The sequence below is a fragment of the Brevundimonas sp. DS20 genome, from assembly GCF_001310255.1.
GTDB lineage: Bacteria > Pseudomonadota > Alphaproteobacteria > Caulobacterales > Caulobacteraceae > Brevundimonas > Brevundimonas aurantiaca.
In genome coordinates, this window is sequence record NZ_CP012897.1 from 2,883,414 (window position 1) to 2,905,672 (window position 22,259).

General features: G+C 68.3%; 24 protein-coding genes. 13 read left to right on the top strand and 11 right to left on the bottom strand.

Annotation, left to right across the window (positions count from 1 at the left end):
• Positions 1-3 precede the first annotated feature (3 nt).
• Complete coding sequence (locus tag JL11_RS14105; protein WP_054766998.1) at positions 4-897, top strand: SDR family oxidoreductase; 894 nt, start codon at positions 4-6, stop codon at positions 895-897.
• Between the two features lie 9 nt (positions 898-906).
• On the opposite strand, the gene JL11_RS14110 is transcribed toward JL11_RS14105, so the two are convergent.
• The 3 genes from JL11_RS14110 to JL11_RS14120 form a co-directional block, all read right to left on the bottom strand.
• Complete coding sequence (locus tag JL11_RS14110) at positions 907-1,335, bottom strand: molecular chaperone DnaJ (RefSeq protein ID WP_082382722.1); 429 nt, start codon at positions 1,333-1,335, stop codon at positions 907-909.
• 16 nt (positions 1,336-1,351) lie between these two features.
• On the bottom strand, positions 1,352-2,188 hold the full coding sequence (locus JL11_RS14115) for a division plane positioning ATPase MipZ (protein ID WP_054766206.1): 837 nt from the start codon (positions 2,186-2,188) through the stop codon (positions 1,352-1,354).
• 143 nt (positions 2,189-2,331) lie between these two features.
• Entirely contained in the window at positions 2,332-2,832 is a 501-nt protein-coding gene (locus tag JL11_RS14120; RefSeq protein WP_054766207.1) for an SPOR domain-containing protein, read from the bottom strand.
• 291 nt (positions 2,833-3,123) lie between these two features.
• On the opposite strand from JL11_RS14120, the gene panC reads away from it, so the two are divergent.
• Positions 3,124-3,984 carry a pantoate--beta-alanine ligase gene (gene panC, locus JL11_RS14125; RefSeq protein WP_054766208.1) on the top strand — a complete coding sequence of 287 codons (861 nt, stop codon included), beginning with the start codon at positions 3,124-3,126 and terminating at the stop codon, positions 3,982-3,984.
• 103 nt (positions 3,985-4,087) lie between these two features.
• On the opposite strand, the gene JL11_RS14130 is transcribed toward panC, so the two are convergent.
• Positions 4,088-4,843, bottom strand: a complete 756-nt coding sequence (locus JL11_RS14130; RefSeq protein ID WP_054766209.1) for a hypothetical protein — start codon at positions 4,841-4,843, stop codon at positions 4,088-4,090.
• 108 nt (positions 4,844-4,951) lie between these two features.
• Here JL11_RS14130 and JL11_RS14135 point away from each other — a divergent pair, with 108 nt between their 5' ends.
• Together JL11_RS14135 and JL11_RS14140 are read left to right on the top strand one after the other, a co-directional pair.
• Complete coding sequence (locus tag JL11_RS14135) at positions 4,952-5,557, top strand: TIGR00730 family Rossman fold protein (protein ID WP_054766210.1); 606 nt, start codon at positions 4,952-4,954, stop codon at positions 5,555-5,557.
• 105 nt (positions 5,558-5,662) lie between these two features.
• The gene (locus JL11_RS14140) at positions 5,663-5,956 is read left to right on the top strand and encodes a CC_3452 family protein (protein ID WP_054766211.1); all 294 of its coding nucleotides are present in this window, start codon (positions 5,663-5,665) and stop codon (positions 5,954-5,956) included.
• Positions 5,957-5,973: 17 nt separating this feature from the next.
• On the opposite strand, the gene gltX is transcribed toward JL11_RS14140, so the two are convergent.
• The 3 genes from gltX to JL11_RS14155 form a co-directional block, all read right to left on the bottom strand.
• Complete coding sequence (gene gltX / locus JL11_RS14145) at positions 5,974-7,308, bottom strand: glutamate--tRNA ligase (RefSeq protein ID WP_054766212.1); 1,335 nt, start codon at positions 7,306-7,308, stop codon at positions 5,974-5,976.
• Positions 7,309-7,385: 77 nt separating this feature from the next.
• Entirely contained in the window at positions 7,386-7,820 is a 435-nt protein-coding gene (dksA, locus tag JL11_RS14150; RefSeq protein WP_054766213.1) for an RNA polymerase-binding protein DksA, read from the bottom strand.
• A 174-nt stretch (positions 7,821-7,994) separates the two neighbouring features.
• On the bottom strand, positions 7,995-8,420 hold the full coding sequence (locus tag JL11_RS14155) for a flagellar assembly protein FliX (RefSeq protein WP_054766214.1): 426 nt from the start codon (positions 8,418-8,420) through the stop codon (positions 7,995-7,997).
• A gap of 183 nt (positions 8,421-8,603) precedes the next feature.
• Between JL11_RS14155 and JL11_RS14160 the strand changes: the two genes are divergently transcribed.
• From JL11_RS14160 to JL11_RS14175, 4 genes are all read left to right on the top strand, one after another.
• Positions 8,604-9,716: a flagellar basal body P-ring protein FlgI gene (locus JL11_RS14160; protein WP_054766215.1), complete on the top strand. Its 1,113-nt coding sequence runs from the start codon at positions 8,604-8,606 to the stop codon at positions 9,714-9,716.
• 2 nt (positions 9,717-9,718) lie between these two features.
• A complete protein-coding gene (locus tag JL11_RS14165) occupies positions 9,719-10,030 on the top strand; it encodes a rod-binding protein (RefSeq protein ID WP_054766216.1) in 312 nt (103 codons plus the stop codon).
• Positions 10,027-10,464, top strand: a complete 438-nt coding sequence (locus tag JL11_RS14170) for a hypothetical protein (RefSeq protein WP_054766217.1) — start codon at positions 10,027-10,029, stop codon at positions 10,462-10,464. The genes JL11_RS14165 and JL11_RS14170 overlap by 4 nt, the downstream gene beginning before the upstream one ends.
• 78 nt (positions 10,465-10,542) lie before the next feature.
• Positions 10,543-12,117 carry an EAL domain-containing protein gene (locus tag JL11_RS14175; RefSeq protein ID WP_054766218.1) on the top strand — a complete coding sequence of 525 codons (1,575 nt, stop codon included), beginning with the start codon at positions 10,543-10,545 and terminating at the stop codon, positions 12,115-12,117.
• 4 nt (positions 12,118-12,121) lie between these two features.
• Here JL11_RS14175 and JL11_RS14180 read toward each other — a convergent pair whose 3' ends face one another.
• Positions 12,122-13,366, bottom strand: a complete 1,245-nt coding sequence (locus JL11_RS14180; RefSeq protein ID WP_054766219.1) for a dipeptidase — start codon at positions 13,364-13,366, stop codon at positions 12,122-12,124.
• 217 nt (positions 13,367-13,583) lie between these two features.
• Here JL11_RS14180 and hemF point away from each other — a divergent pair, with 217 nt between their 5' ends.
• Both hemF and JL11_RS14190 read left to right on the top strand, forming a co-directional pair.
• Positions 13,584-14,465: an oxygen-dependent coproporphyrinogen oxidase gene (hemF, locus tag JL11_RS14185; RefSeq protein WP_054766220.1), complete on the top strand. Its 882-nt coding sequence runs from the start codon at positions 13,584-13,586 to the stop codon at positions 14,463-14,465.
• The gene (locus JL11_RS14190; RefSeq protein ID WP_152950686.1) at positions 14,462-14,653 is read left to right on the top strand and encodes a hypothetical protein; all 192 of its coding nucleotides are present in this window, start codon (positions 14,462-14,464) and stop codon (positions 14,651-14,653) included. Before hemF ends, JL11_RS14190 begins: the two co-directional genes overlap by 4 nt.
• A gap of 174 nt (positions 14,654-14,827) precedes the next feature.
• Here JL11_RS14190 and JL11_RS14195 read toward each other — a convergent pair whose 3' ends face one another.
• Positions 14,828-15,703: a LysR family transcriptional regulator gene (locus JL11_RS14195; RefSeq protein WP_054767000.1), complete on the bottom strand. Its 876-nt coding sequence runs from the start codon at positions 15,701-15,703 to the stop codon at positions 14,828-14,830.
• A gap of 79 nt (positions 15,704-15,782) precedes the next feature.
• Between JL11_RS14195 and JL11_RS14200 the strand changes: the two genes are divergently transcribed.
• Positions 15,783-16,859, top strand: a complete 1,077-nt coding sequence (locus JL11_RS14200) for a YeiH family protein (RefSeq protein ID WP_156314204.1) — start codon at positions 15,783-15,785, stop codon at positions 16,857-16,859.
• Positions 16,860-17,049: 190 nt separating this feature from the next.
• Here the strand turns inward: JL11_RS14200 and JL11_RS14205 are convergent, their stop codons facing one another.
• Complete coding sequence (locus JL11_RS14205; RefSeq protein ID WP_054766222.1) at positions 17,050-17,781, bottom strand: type 1 glutamine amidotransferase; 732 nt, start codon at positions 17,779-17,781, stop codon at positions 17,050-17,052.
• A gap of 29 nt (positions 17,782-17,810) precedes the next feature.
• Positions 17,811-18,626 (bottom strand): 23S rRNA (adenine(2030)-N(6))-methyltransferase RlmJ, encoded by an 816-nt coding sequence (gene rlmJ / locus JL11_RS14210; protein WP_054766223.1) that lies wholly within the window; start codon positions 18,624-18,626, stop codon positions 17,811-17,813.
• A 115-nt stretch (positions 18,627-18,741) separates the two neighbouring features.
• Between rlmJ and JL11_RS14215 the strand changes: the two genes are divergently transcribed.
• Together JL11_RS14215 and JL11_RS14220 are read left to right on the top strand one after the other, a co-directional pair.
• Positions 18,742-19,764, top strand: a complete 1,023-nt coding sequence (locus JL11_RS14215; protein ID WP_054766224.1) for a DNA topoisomerase IB — start codon at positions 18,742-18,744, stop codon at positions 19,762-19,764.
• 100 nt (positions 19,765-19,864) lie between these two features.
• Positions 19,865-22,255 carry a TonB-dependent receptor gene (locus JL11_RS14220; RefSeq protein WP_082382724.1) on the top strand — a complete coding sequence of 797 codons (2,391 nt, stop codon included), beginning with the start codon at positions 19,865-19,867 and terminating at the stop codon, positions 22,253-22,255.
• Positions 22,256-22,259 lie beyond the last annotated feature (4 nt).

A 22,259-nucleotide genomic window follows, 5' to 3' on the forward strand; every position in this document is an offset into this window, starting at 1 on the left:
CCGATGAACCGCCCTGTCACCGCCCCCTCCCTGCTGGTCTTCGGCGGCGGCTATCTGGGGCGGGCCGCAGCGCGCGAAGCCTTGAAGCGAGGGGGACAGGCGGCGGCGACCTCTCGCGATCCCGAACGCCGACGCTCCCTTGCGGCGGAAGGTGTTTCAGCGATCAATCCTGCAGACTCTGACGCCCTCAAGACTGCGCTGGAATCGGCCACGGCAGTGCTGATCACTGCGGCGCCGGACGCCCATGGCTGTCCGGGCCTGCGCGCCCTGGCGCCCGTCGCGTCCCAGGCTTGGCCGGATTGGATCGGCTATGTGTCATCAACCAGCGTCTATGGCGACCGAGCCGGCGGCTGGGTGTTCGAGGACGGGCCGCTGAACGCCGCCAGCCTGGAGGGCGCCCGTCGAGTGCGGGCCGAACGCGACTGGCTGGACGGGGCGCAGGGCATGGGGCTGACAGTCCAGATTTTCCGTCTGCCCGGTTTTTACGGCCCCGGCCGCAACGTCATTGATCGGCTGAGGGACGGCTCGGCGAAACTGGTCCGGAAGCCGGGCCAGGTGTTCAACCGCATCCATGTCGATGACGTGGTGTCGGCGCTGTTCGCCTCCGTGAACCGCCCCCGGCCCGGCGCCGCCTATAATCTGACCGACGACGAGCCCTCGCCCGCCGATATGGTGGTGGAATGGGCGGCCGACCGGATGGGCCTGCCCCGTCCGCCGGAAGTCGATTGGACCGACGACAGCGTCAGCGAGGCGATGCGCCGCTTCTATCTGGATTCCAAGCGGGTCTCGAACGCCCTGGCCAAGGCCGAACTGGACTGGCGACCGGCCTATCCCAGTTGGCGGGAAGGCCTGGAAGCCTTGCTGGACGCGCCGCCGCCGCTTCGCCTGGTCGGCTGATCGCGCGTCTCAAGCGCCTCTGTTCTTCTTCAGGAGGCGGTCCCGCGCCGCATTGACTCGGATCGCCAACCCGGCCGTGCCGCCTTGGTCGGGATGGACGCGGCTCATGGCGTGTTTCCAAGCCGCGCGAATCTGCGCCTCGTCCGCGTCCGGAGGGACGCCGAGCACTGCGCGCGCCTCGGCCTCGGTGATCGGCTCGGAACGTACGGGCGTCCGCATCCGCGACGACCAGACCAGATAGAGGCCCGCCGCCGCGAGGCCTGCGCCCCACAGCCAAGCGCCCCTGAAGGCCGCCAAAGCCCCGCCGGCCAGAAGCGCAGACGCGAGCAGGGTCGCCGTCACCCGCCAATGGGCCCGACCACGTCTTTCCGTCTGTCGTCCCAGTCGCACCAGGGCCCAGACGGCGACGGCCGCCAGGGCCAGTCCAATCAGAGCCACGCGGTCATCCGGCCTTTCAGGCCGCCACGTCCAGCGGCGCCAGGGCCTGTTCCAGACCCATGGCCTTCATCAGATTGCGCAGCTCCTGGCGGGCCGCGACATGGGCCAGGGACACCGCCACCGGCCGCACCTCATTGGACAGGTCTGCAACCGTCAGGCCGAAGGGGAACAGCTCGCGATAGATGACCCGATCACGCAAGCCCGGCCCGACGCGGAAGCCGACCCGCTTGGCCAGCTTGTTCATCCGCTCTTCCAGTCGCTTGCGGTTGCGCGCCTCGGCGACGGCGAGACGGTTCGTCACGACCAGCCAGTCGATGGTCGCTTGCCGGCCCTGGGTGATCGCCCGGACCTTGCGGGCCTCCCAGACGCTTTCGGAATAGATGGAGGGCTTCAGCAGCTCCAGCGAGACTGGGTCCACCTCGCCCAGCAGGTCGAAGTCGACAAAACTGTCGTTCATGGGGGTCACGATCTGATCGGCGCGCGCATGGGCGGCGCTGGACACCGCCGTGTCGCCGCCGGGGGTGTCGATCAATATGGCGTCCACGCCTGCGGCCGCAGCCTCGGCGAAGGCCTTTTCGAAGGCCGCGATCTGCTCATCTGTCCCGCCCTTGGCCAAGGCCTTGCCGTCGCCCATGTCGGGCATGAACGGCTGGGGCAGCGTTTGGCCGTTCGCGGCCAGCCAAGCCTGACGGTTGGTGAAGAAGCGCTGCATGGAGCGCTGGCGCAGATCCAGATCGATGATCGCCACCGTCCGCCCCGCATGCAGCAGGCCGGTGACGATGTGGATCGCCAGGGTGGACTTGCCCGCCCCGCCCTTCTCATTGCCGAGGACGATCACGTGTGGCTGCGTCATGGAGGAAACCCTCTGTGGCGGCCGACGCGACTCAGTGCAGCGCGGCCTTCGGACGCCTTAGACTCGGCGCACAGAGGCCAAACGTCAACGCGGCGTTAACGGCCATCTGTGGACTTTGCTCTGGTGGAAGGGACGCCCGCCGGTCAGCCGGCGCGACGGCACCAGGGATCGGCCACCTGGGCGGCCGCGCACAGGGCGCTGGCGGTCTCGGTTGGAATAGGCCCAACCCGCAGCCGGGTCAGACGACGACCGGCGACCTCGACGTCCTCGAATCGCGGCGAAAAGTCGGACAGATCCGCCTGGGTTCTCAGCCGCGCCCAGGCGGCCCGCGCCGCAGCTTCGCTGGAAAAGGCGCCCAGCTGGATCAGTCGGCCTTCCGCCGACGACGTCGGCCGCGCCTCCGATCGGATGACGGCGGGGCGCAAGACCGGCCTGTCGGCCCGATCAACCGCCTCGACAAGCGCAGGAGCGGCGGCGCGCATGGCGGGCTGCACGGCCGGTTGGACCATCCGCGTCACCGCCCCCCTTAGACCGGGTTCCCGGTCAGGCTCGGGTTCCGTCCGCCCTTCGTCCGCGCCAAGCCGCCCCGCCATGGCGTCGCGGGCGTCCCACATCTCATAGGGCGTCATCAGGGCGATTTTCACGGGCGAGAATTTTGCGGACCGCAACCCCTGGGTTTCGGCGCGAGTTTCGTGCGCAGTTGCGGGCCTCGGGGCGTCCGGGTCCATCGGAATCTCGATCGCAGCGATCCGATCGGCGGCGGACTGGAAGGAATGACGGTCGCCTTCGACGGCCCCGCACCCCGCAAGCCCGAGGGTGAGGGCGATCAGAACTGGACGGGTCGCTGCTGCTGGCGTCATAAGCACCACCCTAGTCGCCAGGGCTTGAGGTCTGGTGCATCGACACGCTTAAGGCACAAGGTTAACCGGTTCACCATGACCCAGCCCGCTTCTCTCCTCGTCGTCCGCTCCGTCGCGGAACTGCGCGCCGCGGTAAGCGACTGGAAGAGACAAGGCCTGACGGTGGGCCTGGTTCCGACCATGGGCGCCCTGCATGACGGCCATCTCGCCCTGGTGCGCGAAGCCGTTCGGCGCGCCGATCGGGTGGTGGTCTCCAACTTCGTCAATCCGACCCAGTTCGCCCCGACCGAGGATCTGGCCCGCTATCCACGCCAGCAGGCGGAGGATGCGCGGCTGTTGTCCGGCGTCGGCTGCCCTCTGATGTTCGCGCCCGCGCCAGAGGACATGTACCCCGAAGGCTTCGCCACCAGCATCGCCGTGACGGGTCCGGCGATGGGCCTGGAAGGCGATTTCAGGCCTCAGATGTTCGGCGGGGTCGCCCTGGTGGTGACCAAGCTGTTCAACCAGGTTCAGCCGGACTTGGCCGTGTTCGGCGAGAAGGACTATCAGCAGCTGATGGTGATCCGGCGCTTCGTCCGCGACCTGGATCTGCCGATCGACATCGTCGCCGTTCCGACCCAGAGGGACGAGGCCGGCTTGGCCCTGTCGTCGCGAAACGCCTATTTGTCGCAAGACGAATTGGCCGTGGCCCGCCGGCTCAACCGCATCCTGGCGGCGGCGGCGGCCGATGCCGCGTCGGGGCGTCCCCTGCCCGGCGTCGAACGAGACGCCTATGCCGCCGTGCTGAAGGCCGGCTTTGAGCGCATCGACTATGTGGCGGTCCGGCGGGCCGAAGACCTGTCAGTCTTTCGCGACGGCGTGGTCGACGCCCCCGCGCGCATTCTCGCCGCCGCCTGGCTGGGCAAGACGCGGCTTATCGACAACCTGGCCGTCTGAAAAAAGAGCCCGACGCAGGCGCCGGGCTTTGAATGGAAGTTCGGTGATGGTGTGTCCCAGAACGGGACAGATTCATCTGTCCGCCGCTTCGGTTAACGAAGTCCTAACCGCCGCGATCCGGCAGCCATGTGGTCTGACGACCGCTCGGTCCGGTCGGCCAGGTCAGCCGCCATCCGTCGCCGGCCCGTTGCGACTGAAAGTCCGCCTGAGAACCGACGCCGGGATAGTCGAACCGTTCGCCGTCCACGACGATCGACGCTGCACCCCCGTCGGGGGCCGTCGCACGCCAACTGCCGCCGGTGCGGCTCAGGACCGGCGCCCGCCTTCCGTTGATCGTCACCTCCGGCGGCGGTCCGTTCGCGCGACCGGAGACGATCAGGACCGCGCCGTCGGAATCCACCGCATCCAACCGACCCCGGCCGTCCAGCCGGGTCGTGGGTTCTCCGGCCGCGATCAGGATGATCGGCCCCGCGCCGCCTTGCAGAAGCACCAAGGTCTCGGGCGAGGGCGCGGCGTCCTCTCCGATCTGCACCTCCGGCCTCAACCGCATGTCGCCTGAGGTCAAGGGCGCCCGCAGTTCGAACCGGCCGGCGGCGTCTGCGCTGACCGCCACGGCCGCTCCGTCCCCCGCGCGAAGCACGACTCGGGCGTCGGGCGCCGCCGCGCCTCGAACCACCACCTGTCCCCCCTCGCGCCGAGTGGCGTCAACCGTCGGCGGCTGCGTCCAGGGCGATTCCACCGGGGCGCCCGGCTCGGACGCGACGGCGGCGTCCTTCTTTTCCGAACAGGCGCTCAAGGTCGGCGCCACAAGGACCAGAGCCGTCGATAGGGCCGCCTTGGCGACGATCCAGCGTTTCATCCTTGGTTCCGACACGATATGGCTGGCGCCCAGCGGCCGAGAGTCTGTTAGCTCGATCGCCGCCCGTTTGGCCATGGCCGACGGCGCATCCGTTCATTTCGAGGCCTCATGTCCCTGCCCCCTGTTTCGATCCAGCCTTTCGAAGGCCCCTCCGTCTGCCTGTTCTGCGGTTCGTCCGATCGGGCCGATCCCGCCTATATCCAGGCCGCGCGAGACTTCGGCAGGGCGACGGCCGAGGCGGGGTGGCGTCTGGTCTATGGCGGTGGCGGCGTGGGCCTGATGGGCGCCTCGGCGCGCGGAGCCCATGAGGCGGGCGGGCGAGTGCTGGGAATTATGCCCGCCTTCCTGCGCAGCCGCGAGCGCCTGTTCGACGAGGTCGAGACGGTCGTCGTGACCTCCATGCATGAACGCAAACAACTGATGTACGACCAGTCCGACGCCTTCGTGGTCGCTCCGGGCGGCATCGGAACCCTGGAAGAGGTCGTCGAACTGCTGTCCTGGAAGCGGCTGGATCTCCATCAGAAGCCCGTGGTCTTCCTGAACCTAAACGGCTTCTGGAACGGCTTTTTCGATCTGATGCGTCACAGCGTCGACGAGGGAATGACGCCGGCCGATTTCCTGAACGCCTGGACGGTGGCGGACACGGTGGAGGCTGCGCTGGAGCAGATTCAGACGGATCCCATGGACGGGGCGCGTATCTATGATCGCCGATAGGTGATCGCCGGTCACAATCGACGCCGCGCATCTTGACAGTTTTTATCGAAAACTGACATTGACGCCCGACGGCACGACGCCGTTCTTCAATTTCGGAGAGTTTTCATGCGCGTCCTGCTGATCGCCGCCGCCGTTTTCGCCGCCGCCCCCGCCGTCGCCCAGACGCCTGCCCCCACCAGCCTGGTCCTGGCGGATGCGGCCAAGGCCCCCGCCCGCCCGACCATCATCGACGGCGCGCGCTGGTCCTGCGAGGGCTCGGCCTGCACCGCCTCGGGCGGCACGGAACAGCCGGCGACGCGCGCCTGCCGCCGCGTGGTGCAGAAGTTCGGCCCGGTGACGGCCTTCTCCTACAAGGGCAAGACGCTCAGCGCCGAAGAACTGGCCGCCTGCAACGCCTGATCCAGGCGTGAGGCGGCTTAGGCCGCCTCGCCTTTCAGGCGCCGCTGGATGGTCTCGCGACCGATCAGCGGCGCCAGGGCCGCCATGTCCGGCCCATGGGCCTGGCCCGTCAGCGCCAGCCGCAAGGGCATGAACAGGGCCTTGCCCTTGGCGCCCGTCTCGGCCTTGACGGCGTTCGTCCAAGCGGACCAGGCCGTCTCATCAATGACCTCGGGCAACAGGCCGGCGGCGGCCTCGATGAAGGCGGCGTCCTCGATGACGGGCTGGATCGGCCCCCGCACGACCTTCGCCATTTCAACCACATCGGCGAACTTGTTCAGATTGCCCCGCACCACGGACCAGAAGGTCTCGCCTAGATCCGCGTCCAGAGCCTGCAGCCGGGGTTGAGCCGAAGCATAATCCATGACGTGCAGCGCCTGGGCGTTCAGCCGGTCCAGATCGGCCGTGTCATACCGAGCCGGCGACCGGCCCATCTTGGTGAAGGCAAAGCTCTCGCCCAGGGCCTGAACCGATGCGGCGACCTCCAAGGGGTCGGAGGTGCCGATCCGGCCCAGATGGCTGGTGATGGCGATCGGCTCGTAACCCTGGTCGCGCATGTCGCTGATCGACAGGGAGCCCAACCGTTTCGACAGGGCCGCGCCGTCGGCGCCGACCAGCAGGGGCATGTGGGCGAAGCCGGGAACCGTCGCCCCCAGGGCTTCGAAGATCTCGATCTGTGCGCCGGTGTTGGTGACGTGGTCTTCGCCGCGAATGACGTGGGTGATCGCCATGTCGATGTCGTCCACCACAGACGGCAGGGTGTAGAGGAACAGGCCGTCCTCGCGGATCAGAACCGGGTCGGACATGGAGGAGGTATCGACCTCGGCGTGGCCGCGCGCCAGGTCTTCCCAGGCGACCCGCTTGCCCTCCAGCTTGAACCGCCAGTGAGGACGACGCCCCTCGGCCTCATAGGCCGCCTTCTGTGCGTCCGTAAGGTCCAGCGCGGCGCGGTCGTAGATGGGCGGCAGGCCGCGCGACAGCTGCACCTTGCGACGGCGGTCGAGTTCGTCGGCCGTCTCATAGGCGGGATAGAGCCGGCCCGACGCCTTGAGCCTGGCGGCGGCCTCCTCATAGCGGTCGAAGCGCTTGGATTGATTATAGCGCTCGTCCCAGGTCAGCCCCAGCCAGGTCAGATCGTCCTCGATCCCCTGCTCGAACTCCGGCGTGGAGCGCGCCAGGTCGGTGTCGTCGATCCGCAGCACGAAGGATCCGCCCTGCCCCTTCGCGAACAGCCAGTTCACCAGGGCGGTGCGGACATTGCCGACGTGCAGCTTACCCGTCGGCGACGGGGCGAAACGAACCTTGACGGACATGAAGACCTAGACCTCAAAAGCGAGGCGGCTAGGTCGCGCCGCAACCCCGCGAAGTCAAGGCTTGGGTCCCTCGAACTTCAGTCGTCCCGGTGAACCCGCTCGCGGCGTTCGTGGCGCTCCTGCGCCTCGACCGACAGGGTCGCGGTGGGGCGAGCCTCCAGACGACCCAAGCCAATGGGTTCGCCGGTGTCCTCGCAATAGCCGTAGGAGCCGTCCTCGATCCGCCGCAGGGCGTCGTCGATCTTGGAGATCAGCTTGCGCTGCCGATCGCGGGTCCGCAATTCCAGGGCGCGATCCGACTCCGAAGAGGCGCGATCGACCAGATCGGGATGGTTTTCCGTCTCCGCCTTCAGGTTGACGACCGTCCCCTTGGACTCGCGAAGGATTTCATCCTTCCAGTCCAGCAGCTTCTTTTTGAAGTAAGCCAGTTGCCGCTCATTCATGAACGGCTCGTCGTCCGACGGGCGGTAAGGACCGGTTTCGTCGGACACAACGGACGCCAAGGCGCTCATCCCACTCACGCTCTCTAATCACGCCCCCCTGTGGCGTAGGGGCCGTATAGTCAGCCCGACGAGTCGCGGCAACGGCGTTCGCGATTCCGTGATCATGATTCCGTGAGCGCCTTGATGAAATAGGAACCCAGCTAAGGCCCCGTCCTCGATCTTGAAAAGCCGAAGCTTTTACGATCAAGCCTCGCCGCGACGCAGTTCGGCCTTGGCCAGTTCCACAGCGGCGCGCAGGTCGATCTGATCCAGCACGGCGTTCAACCCCGCATCCCCGCCATCGGGGCGCTCTTCGCGCAGATTGCGGGCCAGCCGTTCCAACAAGGCGGGATCGCCCTCGCCGGACAACAGAGCCAGTTTCATCTCGTCGAGCCGGTCCAAAAGCCCTGCGCCCCGCTTGATGGCGCGCCGACGTTTTTCCAGCGGCCCCTCCACGCCTTGGAGAGCCATCAGGGCCGAGACGTCGGCGACGCTCGTCGGTGCGGCGGCGGCTGAAGCGGCGGTGGGCGCCGACGCCCCGCCGGCTTGACCGAGCGAAAAGCCGCTGGCCGAGCGAGCGGACTTGCCGCTGGTCGGGGCTTGGGGGCCCGTGGTCCCTGTGACCTTCATCCGCGCATGCTCCGGCTCATGATCATATCCTTGAGGAACGGAGTGACCGTTTGGTTAACAGCTGGGCAGAATTTGCCCTCACCATCCACCCACAAGCCGCCACACCACCATACTTTCAACAGCTTAGATCACGGCACGATCCTGGCATAAGGCATCAGAAGAAGCCTCAGAGACGTCCGACCCATGCAGAATCTGCTCGCCCGCCTCGTCACGCCCTTGGCCGTCCTGGCCCTGGGCGTCAGCGCGTCCGCGGCCGCAGCCCAGTCGCGGATCAAGGACATCGCCGCCGTCGAAGGCGTTCGCGGCAACCAACTGGTCGGCTACGGCATGGTCATGGGTTTGAACGGCACCGGCGATTCGCTGCGCAACTGTCCCTTCACCCGGCAGTCGCTGGAAGGCATGACCGAGCGGCTCGGGGTCAATATCCGCGGCGCAAACGCCAACACCAAGAATATGGCCGCAGTCATGGTCACGGCCGAACTGCCGGCCTTCGCCACGCCGGGTTCGCGCATTGACGTCAACGTCTCCTCCATGTGCGACGCCAAGAGCCTGCTGGGCGGATCTCTGGTCGTGACCAGCCTTCAGGGCGCGGACGGTCAGGTCTATGCGGTGGCCCAGGGCTCGGTCCAGACCGGCGCCGTCTCGGCCTCCGGAGGATCAGGTTCTTCGGTGACGCGGGGGGTGCCGACAGCCGGCCGCATCGCCTCGGGCGCCTCTGTCGAGCGCGAGACAGGCTTCGAAATGGCCAACATGAACGAGGTCCGGCTGAATCTGCGCAATCCGGATTTCACCACCGCCCAGCGCGTCGCCGCCGCCGTCAACGCCGCCTTCCCCGGAACCGCCCTGGCTGAGAACGGAACGGTCGTGGCCCTGCGGGCGCCCGGACAAATGGGTATGGCCGGCTTCATCAGCCGTGTGGAAAACCTGCCCGTCACCGTCGATTCACCCGCCAAGGTCATCATCGACGAGGTGAACGGCGTCATCGTCATGGGCGATGCGGTGCGGATCTCGCGGGTGGCCATCGCCCAGGGCAATCTGACCATCTCGGTCGATGAACAGCCCTTTGTCAGCCAGCCCGCCCCCTTCAGCCAGGGACAGACGGCGGTCGTGCCCAGCACCCAGGTCAATGTCGAAGAAGATCTGGGCACCCAGATGCGGCTCGTTGGCGGCGGAACCAGCCTGTCCACCCTGGTGAACGGCCTGAACGCCCTGGGGGTCAGCCCCAGGGACATGATCAGCATCCTGCAGGCGATCAAGGCGTCCGGCGCCTTGCAGGCCGAGATCGAGGTGATGTGAGCATGACGGACCTGTCCGCCCCCGCCGAACTGATCCGGCCCCTGCCCGCCGCTGCGACGGCCGCAGCCGGCGCGAGCCGTGAGAAGATCAAGGCCACGGCGGAAGCCTTCGAGGCCAGCTTCCTGTCTCAGATGCTGAAACCGATGTTCGAAGGCCTGTCGACCGACGGCCTGTTCGGCGGCGGTCAGGGCGAGGCGACCTGGCGCAGTTTTCTGCTGGACGAAATGGCCAAGAAGACCGTGGCAGCCGGCGGGATCGGCCTGGCCGGGCCGGTGATGAACGAAATGCTGAAGATGCAGGAGGCGCGGCCATGAGCGACGCTGAACTGGCCGGGGCGCGCGTGCGCCAACTGCTGGAACTGACGCGGCGCCTGACCGAGCGTTTGGCGGCCGAGACGCGCGCCTTCCAAGAGGGGCGCCCCCAGGAGGTCGCCAAGGGATTGGCCGAAACCCAGGAGATGGCCAACCTCTATCGCCGCGACTCCGCCCATGTGAAGGCCAACCCCGCCCTTCTGGCCGACGCGCCTTCGGCTGATCGGTCCGCTCTGATCGAGGCCACCCGCGCCTTCGACGCCGTCCTGGCCCGTCACGCCGGCGCTGTTGAGGCCGCCCGCCGTATTTCCGAGGGCCTGGTGCGGGCCATCGCCCATGAGGTCGCAGCCGCCCGAACGCCGGCCGCCGCCTATGCCGCCGATGGGCGGGCGGCCATGGGCGACGGACGCGCGGTGGCGTTCAACCGCAAGGCTTAAGCGACATTTTTTGATTTCTGCGGGCCTCGTTCCCGCCGTGTTGCGGGTTTTTTAAGCGACGGGGATCATAGTCGCCCCATGCCGATCACCACGCGCCTTTTGGGACTTGCCTTTGCGTCCGCCGACGCCCTGGTGGAAATCGACGCCCAAGGGCGCGTCGGCTTCGCCCTGGGCGCGGGCCCCGCTGCGGGACAGGACGTCGGAGCCCTGTGGACCGGCAAACCCCTGACCGAACTGCTTCATCAGGGCGATCATGTCGTTCAGACGCTGATGAACAGCAAGACGGGCGCCCGCAGCGCGCCCCTGCAGATCCTTCTGACCGTCGGCGCCGACCGAGTGCGACGCGCTTCGATCCGCGCCTTCGTCCTGCCCCAGCTGGCGCCCGCCATATCCTGCGCCATCGCCTATGAGGGTCCGGCCATCCCGCTGGGCGAACTGGACGTTCCGCCGCTGATCGACGCCGAACGCTTCCTGATCGACGCGCCCCGGATCATCGACAATTCGCGCGATCTGGCGTTCGGCTTCCTGGACGTTCACGGCCTGGAGCAGCTGCCGGAGGCGCTGGCGGACCGGGTTCAACGCCGGATCGAGGCCACGCTTCAGTCGGCCGCCGTTCACGGATCCTCCGCCGCCCAGATCACCCAGGAGCGTTTCGCCCTCTTGCGGCCGGAAACCGACAAACGCGACCTGGCGGCGGAAGTGGTCGAGGCCGGACGAGCGGAGGGCGCCGAACTGGCCGCCGAGAGTTTCACCGCCCCCGTTCCCCAGGGCGCGGACAGCCTGTGCGTGCTGCGCGCCATGCGTTTCGCCATTGAGGGATGTCTGAAGGACGGCGGCCTGGCCAATCCTCAGATCGCCTTCACCGAGTCCCTGAAGCGGACCTTCCGCGACGCCGAGGCGTTCCGCGGCGTGGTCAAGGCTCGAGACTTCCAGGTCCACTACCAACCGATCGTCCGACTGGACTCGCGGGCGGTGCACCATTTCGAGGCCCTGGCGCGGTTCAATACCCCCAACGGCCCGGCCGAAGCCATCCGCATGGCTGAAGAGCTGAAAATGATCGAGGCCTTCGACCTAGCCGTCGCCGAGAAGGTGCTGAAGCGGATGCGGGCGCCCGGCGCCGGCCTGCTCAAGATGGCGATCAATGTCTCCGGCGCGTCGCTTGGCGACGACACCTATGTCGAGAACCTGCTGAAGATGACCTCCGGTTCGACGGAAGAGCGCAAACGTCTGATCGTGGAAGTGACCGAAACCTCGGCCCTGGCCGATCTGGAGGCGGCGAACCGGCGGCTGACCGCCCTGCGTGAGACCGGCATCAAGGTCTGCATCGACGACTTCGGCGCCGGCGCCACCTCCTATGACTATGTCCGCAAACTGCCTGTGGATGCGGTCAAGATCGACGGGGATCTGGTGCGCGGTCTGAGCGATCCCCTGACCGAGGGTTTGATCCGGGGCGTGGTCGAACTGTGCCGGTCGATGAAGCTGGAAACCATCGCCGAGATGATCGAGACGGACCCGGTCGCCGATCAGTTGAAGAGCCTGGGGGTCGAATACGGCCAAGGCTGGCTGTTTGGCCGCGCCGAGGCCGAGCCGCGCACCCAACTGGCCAGCGCGGCGCCGATCCGACGCCGGGGCGCGGTCGAAGCCTGGGGCTGACCGCCTATCCGGCAGTCGGCTTGGCCAGCGACGGTCGCTCGCCGGCCTTGGCGGCGGCGGTCGCTTCGACGGCGCGCATGACGCGCAGCAGGTTCTCGCCGGCGATCTTGCGGATATCGGCCTCGGTCCAGCCGGCGTCCATCAGGGCGGCCAGGATGCGGGGATAGGCGTCCACCCCGGTCATGCCCTCGGGCAGGCTGCCGATGCCGTCGAAGTCGGCGCCCAGGCCGACGTGATCGATCCCGGCGACCTGACGCACATGCTGGATATGGGCGACGACGTCGGCCAGGGTCGCCTCCGGCGTCGGATGGGCGGCGGTCCAGGCGGCCAGTCCGGCCTCCACGGCGGCCGGATCGCCGGGGTTGAGAGTCTTCAGCCGCGCCTCCTCGCCCGCGCGGTCGGCGTTCCAGGCGCGGACCCGTTCGGAGACGAAGCCGGGCGCCAGGTTGATCATCACGATCCCGCCGTCCTCGGGCATCATCCGCAGCACCCGGTCGGGCACGTTGCGGGGATGGGCCGTGATGGCCCGGGCGGAAGAGTGGGAGAAGATGACCGGGGCGTCGGACACCCGCATGGCGTCCAGCATGGTGTCCTCGGACACGTGGCTGAGGTCCACCATCATGCCCAGGCGATTCATCTCGCGGACCACATCCTCGCCGAAGGGGCTGAGGCCGCCCCATTTGGGGGCGTCGGTCGCGCTGTCGGCCCAGGTGGTGGTCTTGGAATGGGTCAGGGTCATGTAGCGAGCGCCGGCGCGATAGAATTCGCGCAGCAGGGCCAGGGAATCGTCGATGGAATAGCCGCCCTCCATGCCGATCAGGCTGGCGATCCGACCCGAGGCGAAGACGGCGTCGACCTGGTCCGCCGTGGTCGCCAGACCGAAGACCTCGGGATGGGCGGCGATGATCCGCTTGGCCGTGTCGATCTGCTCGAAGGTCTCCTCGACCGCCTCGAGCGGGGTCAGGCTGGCGGGGACGTAGACCGACCAGAACTGGCCGCCGACGCCGCCGGCGCGCAGGCGGGCGATGTCGGTGTGGAGCCGGGTCGTCGCTTCGAGATCGGTCGTCAGATCAACGGCGTAGACGTCATTGCCGTACTGCTGGCGCAGGGCCCAGGGCAGGTCGTTGTGGCCGTCGATCAGGGGTGTGGTCTTCAGGATCTCCATCACCCTGGCCTCATTGGCCGAATGAGCGTGGGCGACGGTGGCGATGGCGGCGACGGCGACGCCGGCCAGAAGACGACGGATCATGATGCGACTCCCTTGTTGCGACGCACACTGACAGACCGACCTCGAGAAAAGAACCCTCTCCCGCTTGCGGGAGAGGTGTCGCGTCGATCGGCAAAGCCGATCCAGCGACGGAGAGGGAAGTCTCGCCCATAAGAAGACCTCCCCCATCGTCAGGCGTGTCGCTGCGCGCCACGACCTGACACTTCCCCCCCAAGCGGGGGAAGGTCTAAGAGACGGCATGAGCGACGCCGCCTTCTCCGATCCGCTCGACCTGAAGAAGGTCGAGACCCGCGCCTGGTTCGAGCATCTGCGCGACCGCATCCATGCGGCCTTCGAGGCGCTGGAGGATGCGGCGCCCGATGATCTGTTTCCGGGGAAGCCGGGGCGGTTCGTGCGGACCGCCTGGGACCGCAAGGACGGCGGCGGGGGCGTCATGGGGATGATGCACGGCCGGCTGTTCGAAAAGGTCGGGGTCCATGTCTCGACCGTCCACGGCTCCTTTCCGGCCGACTACGCCAAGACGGTGCCGGGCGCGGCGGAGGACCCCCGGTTCTTCGCCACCGGGATCAGCCTGATCTGCCATCCGGTCAGCCCCAGGATTCCGGCCGTGCATATGAACACCCGCTTCATCGCCACGACCCAGAGCTGGTTCGGCGGCGGGGGCGATCTGACGCCGGTGCTGGACGCGGATCGGCGCCAGGACCACCCGGACACCCTGGCCTTCCACGCCGCGATGAAGGCGGCCTGCGACGCGCACGATCCCGACTGGCACGCCAAGTACAAGGCCTGGTGCGACGAGTATTTCTTCCTGCCGCATCGGCAGGAGCCGCGCGGGACGGGGGGGATCTTCTATGACCACCACGACAGCGGCGACCACGACAGGGACTTCGCCTTCACCCGCGACGTGGGCCTGGCCTTCCTGGACGTCTATCCGAAGATCGTCGCCGGGCGGATGGGCGAGGCCTGGACGCCGGAGGAGCGCGAGGAGCAGCTGGTGCGGCGCGGGCGCTATGTGGAGTTCAACCTGCTGTATGACCGTGGCACCATGTTCGGCCTCAAGACCGGCGGCAACGTCGATTCGATCCTCAGCTCCATGCCCCCGGTGGTGAAATGGCCGTGAAATCCCCCCTCGCGAAGATCCTGCTGCGGCCCCTGGCCACCTCGGTGCTGTTCGCCGTGCTGTACGGGATCTATCTGGTCCTGGCGAAGCAGCCGGATATTCCGCTGACCCTGTTTGTGGTGATCGGCTTCTACTTCGCGGCCTCGCTGCTGCTGGAGCGGTTCGTGTTTCCCCGGTTCGGGCTGTAAGCCGCCGCACCCCACACTCCCGTCATCCTCGGGCTTGACCCGAGGACCGGATGCGGATCGGGCTGTGCGCCCGCCGCTGACGCAATGCGGCGGACAGCCCGGTCCTCGGGTCAAGCCCGAGGATGACGGGAGTGTGTGGCCCAGAGCGGAATGAGGAGCCCAGGGCCCGTCCGCTCACCCCATCGCCGCCGTGAAGGCGTCGCCCGCGCGGCTGCGGTAGCGTTCGGCGTGGCGCAGCAGGCGGAAGGGGCGTTCCGGCAGGGAAAAGGCGGCGGTGACCAGGCGGCCGGCGGCGACGGAGGCGTAGGCGACGCTTTCGGACAGGGCGGTGGCGCCGGCCCCGGCCTCGGCGGCGGCCAGGACGGCCTCGTTCGACGGCAGGGTCATGGCGACGGGCAGATCGGCGGGATCGATCCCGGCCTGGCGCACCGCCTCCTCCAGGGTCGAACGGGTGCCCGAGCCGGCTTCGCGCAGCACCCAGGGGGATGTGGTCAGATCCTGAGCCGACAGACGGCGCAGGCCCGCCCAGGGGTGGTCCGGCGCCACCACGACGGCCAGCCGGTCCGAGCCGATCCGGGTCTGTTCCAGCGCGGATTCGTCGACCGCGCCCTCGACCAGGCCGATCTCGGCCTCGCCTCCCAGAACGGCGGCGGCGGCCTGGCGCGTATTGCCGATCTGGACGTCCAGTTCGATGCCCGGATGGGCGGCGTGGAAGGCGACCAGGCGACGGGGCAGCCAGTAGGAGGCGATGGTCTGGCTGGCGAAGACGGTCAGGCGGCCGCGCCGCAGGGCGCTGAGATCCGCCAGCGCCGCTTCGGCCGCCGCCGCCCGGGCCAGAACGGCCTTGGCCTCGGGCAGGAAGGCCTGGCCGGTCTGGTTCAGCACCACGCCCCGCCCCACCCTGTCGAACAGGTGGACGTCGTGCTCGGCCTCGAGCGCCGCGATGGCGTTGGAGACGGCCGACTGGGTCAGGTTCAACGCCCGCGCCGCCGCCGTCACATGCTGACGCTCGGCCACGGCGACGAAGATGCGCAGGCGCTCCAAAGTCACAATCAATCTCCAAATCGGATTGAAACGACCATAACAATCCGTTGGACCGAGGTCGAGCGGGCGCGCATCAAGCGGAACCATGAAGTCCGCCGCCTCTGCCGCCGTCGCGACCCCGTCCCTGCCCCGCCCCGTCGGCCTGGCGGCGCGGCTCGGCGCGTTTGCCCGTTCGGTCTGGCCCGGCCTGATGATGAGCCTGGTGGTCGCCCTGGCGGCGGTGGGCCTGGGCGGCCTGGAACGCGAGGCGGTCGGCAAGGTCTGGCTGGAGCCGCTGGTCCTGGCCATTCTGCTGGGAGCCGGGGTGCGGGCGGCCTGGACGCCGGATGAGCGGTTCAGGGTCGGGATCGATTTCAGCGCCAAAATTCTGCTGGAGGTCGCCGTGGTCCTGCTGGGCGCCTCGGTCAGCGCGGCGACCCTGTCCTCGCTGGGCCTGGGGTTTGTGGCGGGGGTCTTCGCCCTGGTGGCCGCCGCCATCCTGGTCGGGTTCGGGATCGGCCGTCTGCTGGGACTGACGCCGCGCATGGCCCTGCTGGTGGCGTGCGGCAACGCCATCTGCGGCAACTCGGCCATCGCCGCCGTGGCCCCGGTGATCGACGCCGACGGCGAAGAGGTGGCCGCCTCCATCGCCTTTACCGCCGTGCTGGGGGTGGTTGTGGTTCTGACCCTGCCGCTGCTGGGCGGGCTGATGTCCATGAGCGGCCTGCAGTACGGCGCCCTGGCCGGGCTGACCGTCTACGCCGTGCCCCAGGTGCTGGCGGCGGCCGCCCCGTTCGGCGCGGTCGCGACCCAGACGGGGACGGTGGTCAAGCTGGCGCGGGTGCTGATGCTGGGGCCGGTGATCCTGGTGCTGTCGCTGATCTTCCGGGACCGGGCGGCGGGCAAGACGGGGCCGGGTCTGCACCGGCTGCTGCCGTGGTTCATCGTCGGTTTCCTGGCGATGATCGCGCTGCGGAACCTGGACCTGATCCCGCAGGCGGTGCTTGAGCCGATGGCGGCGGCGTCCGGCCTGCTGACCGTGGCGGCCATGGCGGCCCTGGGGCTGCAGACCAACATCCGGGCCGTGGCGCGGGCCGGCGGGCGAGTGGCGGCGGCCGTTGTGCTATCGCTGGCGGCGCTGGTGGGGCTGAGCCTGGGGTTGATTGCGGTGTTGGGAGTTTAGCGCCCTTACCTTCGTCATCCTCCGGCAAGCCGCGCCTTCGCGGCGCAGACCGGGGGACCCAGCGGCGCCGGCAGGCGAAATCCATCCGCCGCTCCTTGTTTGAAGCCAGTGTCCGCGACAGGTTCGCGCTCACGCGCGCCGCTGGGTCCCCCGGTCTCGCTGCGCTCGCCGGAGGATGACGAAGGAATGATCAGATCCCGCTGCCCTGGTCCTCCACCGGCGGCGGGGTCAGCAGCAGGAAGGCGCGGATCCAGGCGGTGAGCACGGCGCGGTCGTTGGGGCGTTTCAGGCTTTCGAGGGCGGCGTCGGCCAGGGGTTCGGGGATACGCGACCCACGCCGGGTCTCGACCAGGGCGGCGGCGTAGTCGGGCTGGAACTCCGGGTGGCACTGGAAGGAGATGGCGTCCTCCCCCCAGGCCAGGCCGGCGTAGGGGGTGAAGCCGCTGGAGGCGATGACGCGGGCGTCGGGCGAAATGGCCACGACCTGATCCTGGTGCGAGACCGGAATCGCGATGGTGCGGGCGCGGGGGTGCATCCAGGGCTCGTCGCTGAGGATGTCGTAACGGTGCAGGCCGACGCCCCAGCCCTTGTCCGATTTCACGACCTCGCCGCCGAAGGCGTGGGCCAGGACCTGGTGGCCGAAGCAGATGCCGACGATCCGGGTCCGCCCCCGCGCCGCGCGCAGCCAGTCGACCAGCTGAGGGATCCACGGCAGGTCGTCATAGACCCCGGCGGCCGAGCCGGTGACGATCACCCCCTGAAAGGCGGCGGGGTCGGACGGCAGATGCCCGGACTGGACGTCGAACCGGGTGGTGGGGACGTTTTCGCCCAGCAGGGCGCGAAACCGGGCCGGATAGTCGTCGAAACTGTCCTTCAGGGCGTCGGGCGGATGGCCGGTTTCCAGGATGGCGATGTGGGTCATGACCCGACCATAGACAAGGGGCGCGCCGATCAGAAGAACCAGATTTCAGCCCGGCCGCCCGCATCGCCCAGACGCTCGGCCGCCCAGCCGCAGACCTGGCGCGCCGCATCCTCGGCGCCCGGCGGCGGATTGACGATCACCAGGGCGCAGCCGTTCATCTTCATCGGATTGGTCAGGGGACGCAGGCGGGCCTCGGCCACCAGGGTCGGGCCGGCCTTGGTCTGGAGCCGGCGGATGAAGCCGTCGAAGGTCTCCAGATCCTTCAGCGGGGTCCAGATAGCCACGGTCGCGGTCGGGTCGCGGCGGATCACCGCCAGGGCGGTTTCGGCCGAACGGATATAGTCGTCGGGCTTTTCGAACGGCGGGTCGATCAGGATCAGGGGCGCCTTGGCCCGCGCCGCCTCGGCCGTGGCCAGGGTGTAGCCGTCGCCCTCGCGCACCCCGGCGTTGGGGCGCTCCGCCAGGGCCTGGTCCAGCAGGGCGAGGACGGGCGGGTTCAGTTCATAGCCGACATAACGGCCCTCGCTGCCGAGCGCGTCGGCGATCAGCACCGGCGAGCCGGGATAGAAGCGGGCGCCGCCGTCGGGGTTCAGCGCCGCCACCCGATCCGCCAGGGCCTGCATCAGGGGCGGCAGATCAGCGTCCGTCATCAGACGCGCGACCCCGACCTCGGCCTCCTTAGACCGGGCGGCGTCGCCGGACAGGTCATAGAGGCCGGCGCCGGCGTGGGTGTCGAGCACCGTCAGCGGTCCCGCCGCCGCGCGGGCCTTCACCAGCCACAGCACCAGGGCGTGTTTGACCAGGTCGGCGAAGTTTCCAGCGTGGAAGCTGTGGCGATAGTTCATGCCGCCTCGTGTCGCGCCGGGCGCGCAGGGTCAAGGGGAACTCGCCAAGGCGGCGCCGCGTTCGTCGCAGGTCTGAGGCAAGCCGCTGAAAGACCGCTGGAAAGGAAACGCCGGGATGGCGGACGGATCGCATGGCTTCGACCCGGTGGTCGAGGTTCCGCAGGGGCTGAGCTGGTGCAGCGACGACAACCCCGGCCTGACCCGCCGCCGCGCCGGCAAGGGCTGGTCCTATCGCGACGCCGAGGGGCGGCCGGTCAAGGACCCCAAGGTTCTGGACCGGATCCGCGCCCTGGCCATTCCGCCCGCCTGGACCGACGTCTGGATCTGCCCCAAGGCCAACGGCCATATCCAGGCCACGGGCCGGGACCTGAAGGGCCGCAAACAGTACCGTTATCACAACGATTGGAGCACGGCCCGGTCGGAGAACAAGTTCGACAAGCTGCCGGCCTTCTCACGCGCCCTGCCCCGGCTGCGCGCCCAGGTGGAGCATGATCTGGGGCTGCGGGGACCGGTGAAGGAGAAGGTGCTGGCGACCGCCGTGCGTCTGCTGGAGATCACCCTGATCCGGGTCGGCAATGCGACCTACGCCCGTCAGAACCGCAGCTATGGACTGACCACCCTGAACAAGCGGCATCTGGAGGTGGACGGCGCCGCCCTGACGTTCGAGTTCCGCGGCAAGAGCGGCAAGGACCACCGGGTCAGCGTCCGCGACCGGCGGCTGGCGCGGGTGGTCCGGACCCTGGAGGAGCTGCCGGGGCGCCAATTGTTCAAATACCGCGACGCCGAGGGCCATCTGTGCCCCGTCACCTCGGACGATGTGAACGCCTATATCCGCGCGGCCATGGGTGAGCAGTTCTCGGCCAAGGACTTCCGCACCTGGGCGGGCACGGTCTCGGCGGCGCGGGCCCTGCGCGAGATGGAGCCCCCGACATCGCCCACCGACGCGAAACGCAAGATCACCGTCTGCGTCAAGGCGGTGGCGGGCCTGTTGGGCAATACGCCGACGGTGTGCCGGACCGCCTATGTCCATCCGAAGGTGATGGCCCTGTTCGAGAGCGGCGCGTTGAAGACCGCCCTGCCGGGACCGGACGCCAAGGGGTTCGAGACCGCGCTGATCCGGCTGCTGAAGACGAGTTGAGGAGCGCGCCTCCAGCGGCGCTATACACCGGTGTTAGAAATTCCTAGTTGATTGGTAGATTTAATTAGGGCGCATTCCCTTCGGATCACAGGAGGGGAACATGTCTGTCGTCACCAGGGCGTCCGCCCGCACTCTGGCTTCGGTTGCGGCCTTGACGGCTTGCCTCAGCGTACCCGCCGTCGCCCTGGCGGAGGCGGAGGGCGCCGCTGCGGATTCGACGCAGGCGCGACAGTCCGCCACCCCGCCGACCGCCAGCCTGGGCGACATCGTCGTCACCGCACGTCGGCGGGACGAACGGGCGCAGGACGTGCCCATCGCCCTGACGGTGGTGAACGAGGAATTGCTGGACAGGACCGGCGCCTACAACGTCGGCCAGGTCACCCAGCTGGCCCCCAGCGTGCAGTTGCTGACCTCGAACCCGCGCAACACCGCCATCACCATCCGGGGCCTGGGGGCCAGCTACGGCCTGGCGAACGACGGGCTGGAACAGGGCGTCGGGATCTATGTGGACCAGGTCTATTACGGCCGCCCCGCCACGGCGACGCTGGACTTCGTCGATCTGGACCGGATCGAGATCCTGCGCGGACCGCAGGGGACGCTGTTCGGCAAGAACACCACCGCCGGCGCCCTGAACATCACCACCCGCGACCCGTCCTTCACGCCCGAGGGCCAGGCCGAGCTGAGCTTCGGCGACTATGGCTTCCTGCAGGCCAAGGCCAGCGTCTCAGGCCCCATCGTGGACGACAAGGTCGCCGGGCGGTTCTCGGTGGTCTCGACCCGGCGCGACGGGGTGCTGGACAATGTCACGACCGGAACCAAGCAGAATTCCCAGGACTCGATCAGCCTGCGCGGCCAGTTGCTGTTCCAGCCGACCGACCAACTGAGGGTGCGGCTGTTCGCCGACTACGCCGACCTGACGCCGGAATGCTGCACCCAGGTCTATGTGACGGCAGGCCAGACGCTGAAACCCGCCGCCCAGCAGTTCGCCGCCCTGGCGACCGGGCGCGGCTACGCCCCCGCGAGCACCAATCCCTATGACCGGTTGGCGGACGTCGACAGCGACATTCAGGCCGATCAGATCCATCGCGGCGTCTCGGCCATCGTCGATTACGACTTCGGCTGGGCCACCCTGACCTCGGTCTCGGCCTGGCGCGCCTGGGACTGGGGACCGAAGAACGACCGCGACTATACGGCGCTGGACATCGTTCGGCAGTCGGCCAACCCCTCCTGGCAGGATCAGTGGAGCCAGGAGCTGCGGCTGTCCTCGAACAGAAACAACCGCATCGACTGGACCGCCGGCCTGTACGCCTTCCACCAGGCTGTCGAGACCCACGGGGTCACCGAATACGGGGCTGACGCCACCTACTGGCTGCTGAGCCCCAGCCTGCCGAACGCCCTGCTGGACGGTTACACGGTCTATAATGACAGCCGAATCGAGACGGACTCCTACGCCGTCTTCGGCCAGCTGACCTGGGACATCACCGACCGGCTGCACCTGACCCCGGGCTTGCGCTACACCTACGAGGACAAGGCCGGCGCCTATACGGCCACCACCACCGGGGGGCTGGCGACGGCGGACGCCACACTGATTTCACGCCGCCTGGGCGTGGCTCGGCCACAGGCCTATGCCGCCGACCTGTCGGACGACGACCTGTCCGGTCAGCTGTCGCTGTCCTATGACGTCCGCACCGACGTTTTGGCCTACGGCAGCGCGGCGCGGGGCTACAAGTCGGCGGGCATCAACATGGCCGGCATTCCCAATCTGCCGAACGGCCAGCCCTCGCTGGCCAATGCGGTGGTCAAGCCCGAGGTGGTGACCACCTATGAGCTGGGGCTGAAGACGCAAGGCTTCGATCGACGGGCGACGGCCAATCTGGCCGCCTATCGCACCGATGTGGAGGACTATCAGGCCAATGTGGTCGACAGCGGTCCCGGCGCCCTGCGGGGCTATCTGGCCAATGCGGAGAAGGTGGTGATCCAGGGGATCGAACTGGACGCCGTGGCGCGGCCGAACCAGAACCTGGACCTTTACGCCAACGTCGCCTGGACCGATGCGAAGTACGATTCCTTCGCCAACGGCCCCTGCCCGCTGGAGCGGATCGGAACCTCGACCGTGGCCTGCGATCTGTCAGGCAAGGACCTGCCGGGTGTGTCGCCCTGGGCGGCGTCGGCGGGCGGCGAAGTGCACGGGAACGGGGGCTTCCTGGGCCTGCCGGGTCAGTTCTACGGCGGGGCGGACGCCAGCTTCCGCTCGACCTACAACTCCGACGCCTCGGTCTCTCGCTATACCGAGATCGAGGGCTATACGATCCTGAACCTGCGGGCGGGCTTCCGCGCCGATAACGGCTGGGAGGCGTCGCTTTGGGTCAAGAATGCGCTGGATGAGGACTATCTGCAGTTCGTCAGCGTCCAGTCCGGCAACTCGGGCCTGGTGATCGGCAACCCCGGCGATCCGCGCACGGTGGGGATCACGCTGCGGGCGCGGTATTGATCCA

Excerpts from the sequence above, each read along its gene's own strand:
- JL11_RS14130 (WP_054766209.1), bottom strand. The coding sequence starts at position 4,843 with ATGAAACGCTGGATCGTCGCCAAGGCGGCCCTATCGACGGCTCTGGTC.
- gltX (WP_054766212.1), bottom strand. The coding sequence starts at position 7,308 with ATGTCCGTCAAGGTTCGTTTCGCCCCGTCGCCGACGGGTAAGCTGCAC.
- JL11_RS14165 (WP_054766216.1), top strand. The coding sequence starts at position 9,719 with ATGACGGACCTGTCCGCCCCCGCCGAACTGATCCGGCCCCTGCCCGCC.
- JL11_RS14200 (WP_156314204.1), top strand. The coding sequence starts at position 15,783 with ATGAAGTCCGCCGCCTCTGCCGCCGTCGCGACCCCGTCCCTGCCCCGC.
- JL11_RS14205 (WP_054766222.1), bottom strand. The coding sequence starts at position 17,781 with ATGACCCACATCGCCATCCTGGAAACCGGCCATCCGCCCGACGCCCTG.
- rlmJ (WP_054766223.1), bottom strand. The coding sequence starts at position 18,626 with ATGAACTATCGCCACAGCTTCCACGCTGGAAACTTCGCCGACCTGGTC.
- JL11_RS14155 (WP_054766214.1), bottom strand. The coding sequence starts at position 8,420 with ATGAAGGTCACAGGGACCACGGGCCCCCAAGCCCCGACCAGCGGCAAG.
- JL11_RS14135 (WP_054766210.1), top strand. The coding sequence starts at position 4,952 with ATGTCCCTGCCCCCTGTTTCGATCCAGCCTTTCGAAGGCCCCTCCGTC.
- JL11_RS14220 (WP_082382724.1), top strand. The coding sequence starts at position 19,865 with ATGTCTGTCGTCACCAGGGCGTCCGCCCGCACTCTGGCTTCGGTTGCG.
- JL11_RS14105 (WP_054766998.1), top strand. The coding sequence starts at position 4 with ATGAACCGCCCTGTCACCGCCCCCTCCCTGCTGGTCTTCGGCGGCGGC.
- hemF (WP_054766220.1), top strand. The coding sequence starts at position 13,584 with ATGAGCGACGCCGCCTTCTCCGATCCGCTCGACCTGAAGAAGGTCGAG.
- dksA (WP_054766213.1), bottom strand. The coding sequence starts at position 7,820 with ATGAGCGCCTTGGCGTCCGTTGTGTCCGACGAAACCGGTCCTTACCGC.
- JL11_RS14140 (WP_054766211.1), top strand. The coding sequence starts at position 5,663 with ATGCGCGTCCTGCTGATCGCCGCCGCCGTTTTCGCCGCCGCCCCCGCC.
- JL11_RS14170 (WP_054766217.1), top strand. The coding sequence starts at position 10,027 with ATGAGCGACGCTGAACTGGCCGGGGCGCGCGTGCGCCAACTGCTGGAA.
- panC (WP_054766208.1), top strand. The coding sequence starts at position 3,124 with ATGACCCAGCCCGCTTCTCTCCTCGTCGTCCGCTCCGTCGCGGAACTG.
- JL11_RS14180 (WP_054766219.1), bottom strand. The coding sequence starts at position 13,366 with ATGATCCGTCGTCTTCTGGCCGGCGTCGCCGTCGCCGCCATCGCCACC.
- JL11_RS14175 (WP_054766218.1), top strand. The coding sequence starts at position 10,543 with ATGCCGATCACCACGCGCCTTTTGGGACTTGCCTTTGCGTCCGCCGAC.
- JL11_RS14160 (WP_054766215.1), top strand. The coding sequence starts at position 8,604 with ATGCAGAATCTGCTCGCCCGCCTCGTCACGCCCTTGGCCGTCCTGGCC.
- JL11_RS14115 (WP_054766206.1), bottom strand. The coding sequence starts at position 2,188 with ATGACGCAGCCACACGTGATCGTCCTCGGCAATGAGAAGGGCGGGGCG.
- JL11_RS14215 (WP_054766224.1), top strand. The coding sequence starts at position 18,742 with ATGGCGGACGGATCGCATGGCTTCGACCCGGTGGTCGAGGTTCCGCAG.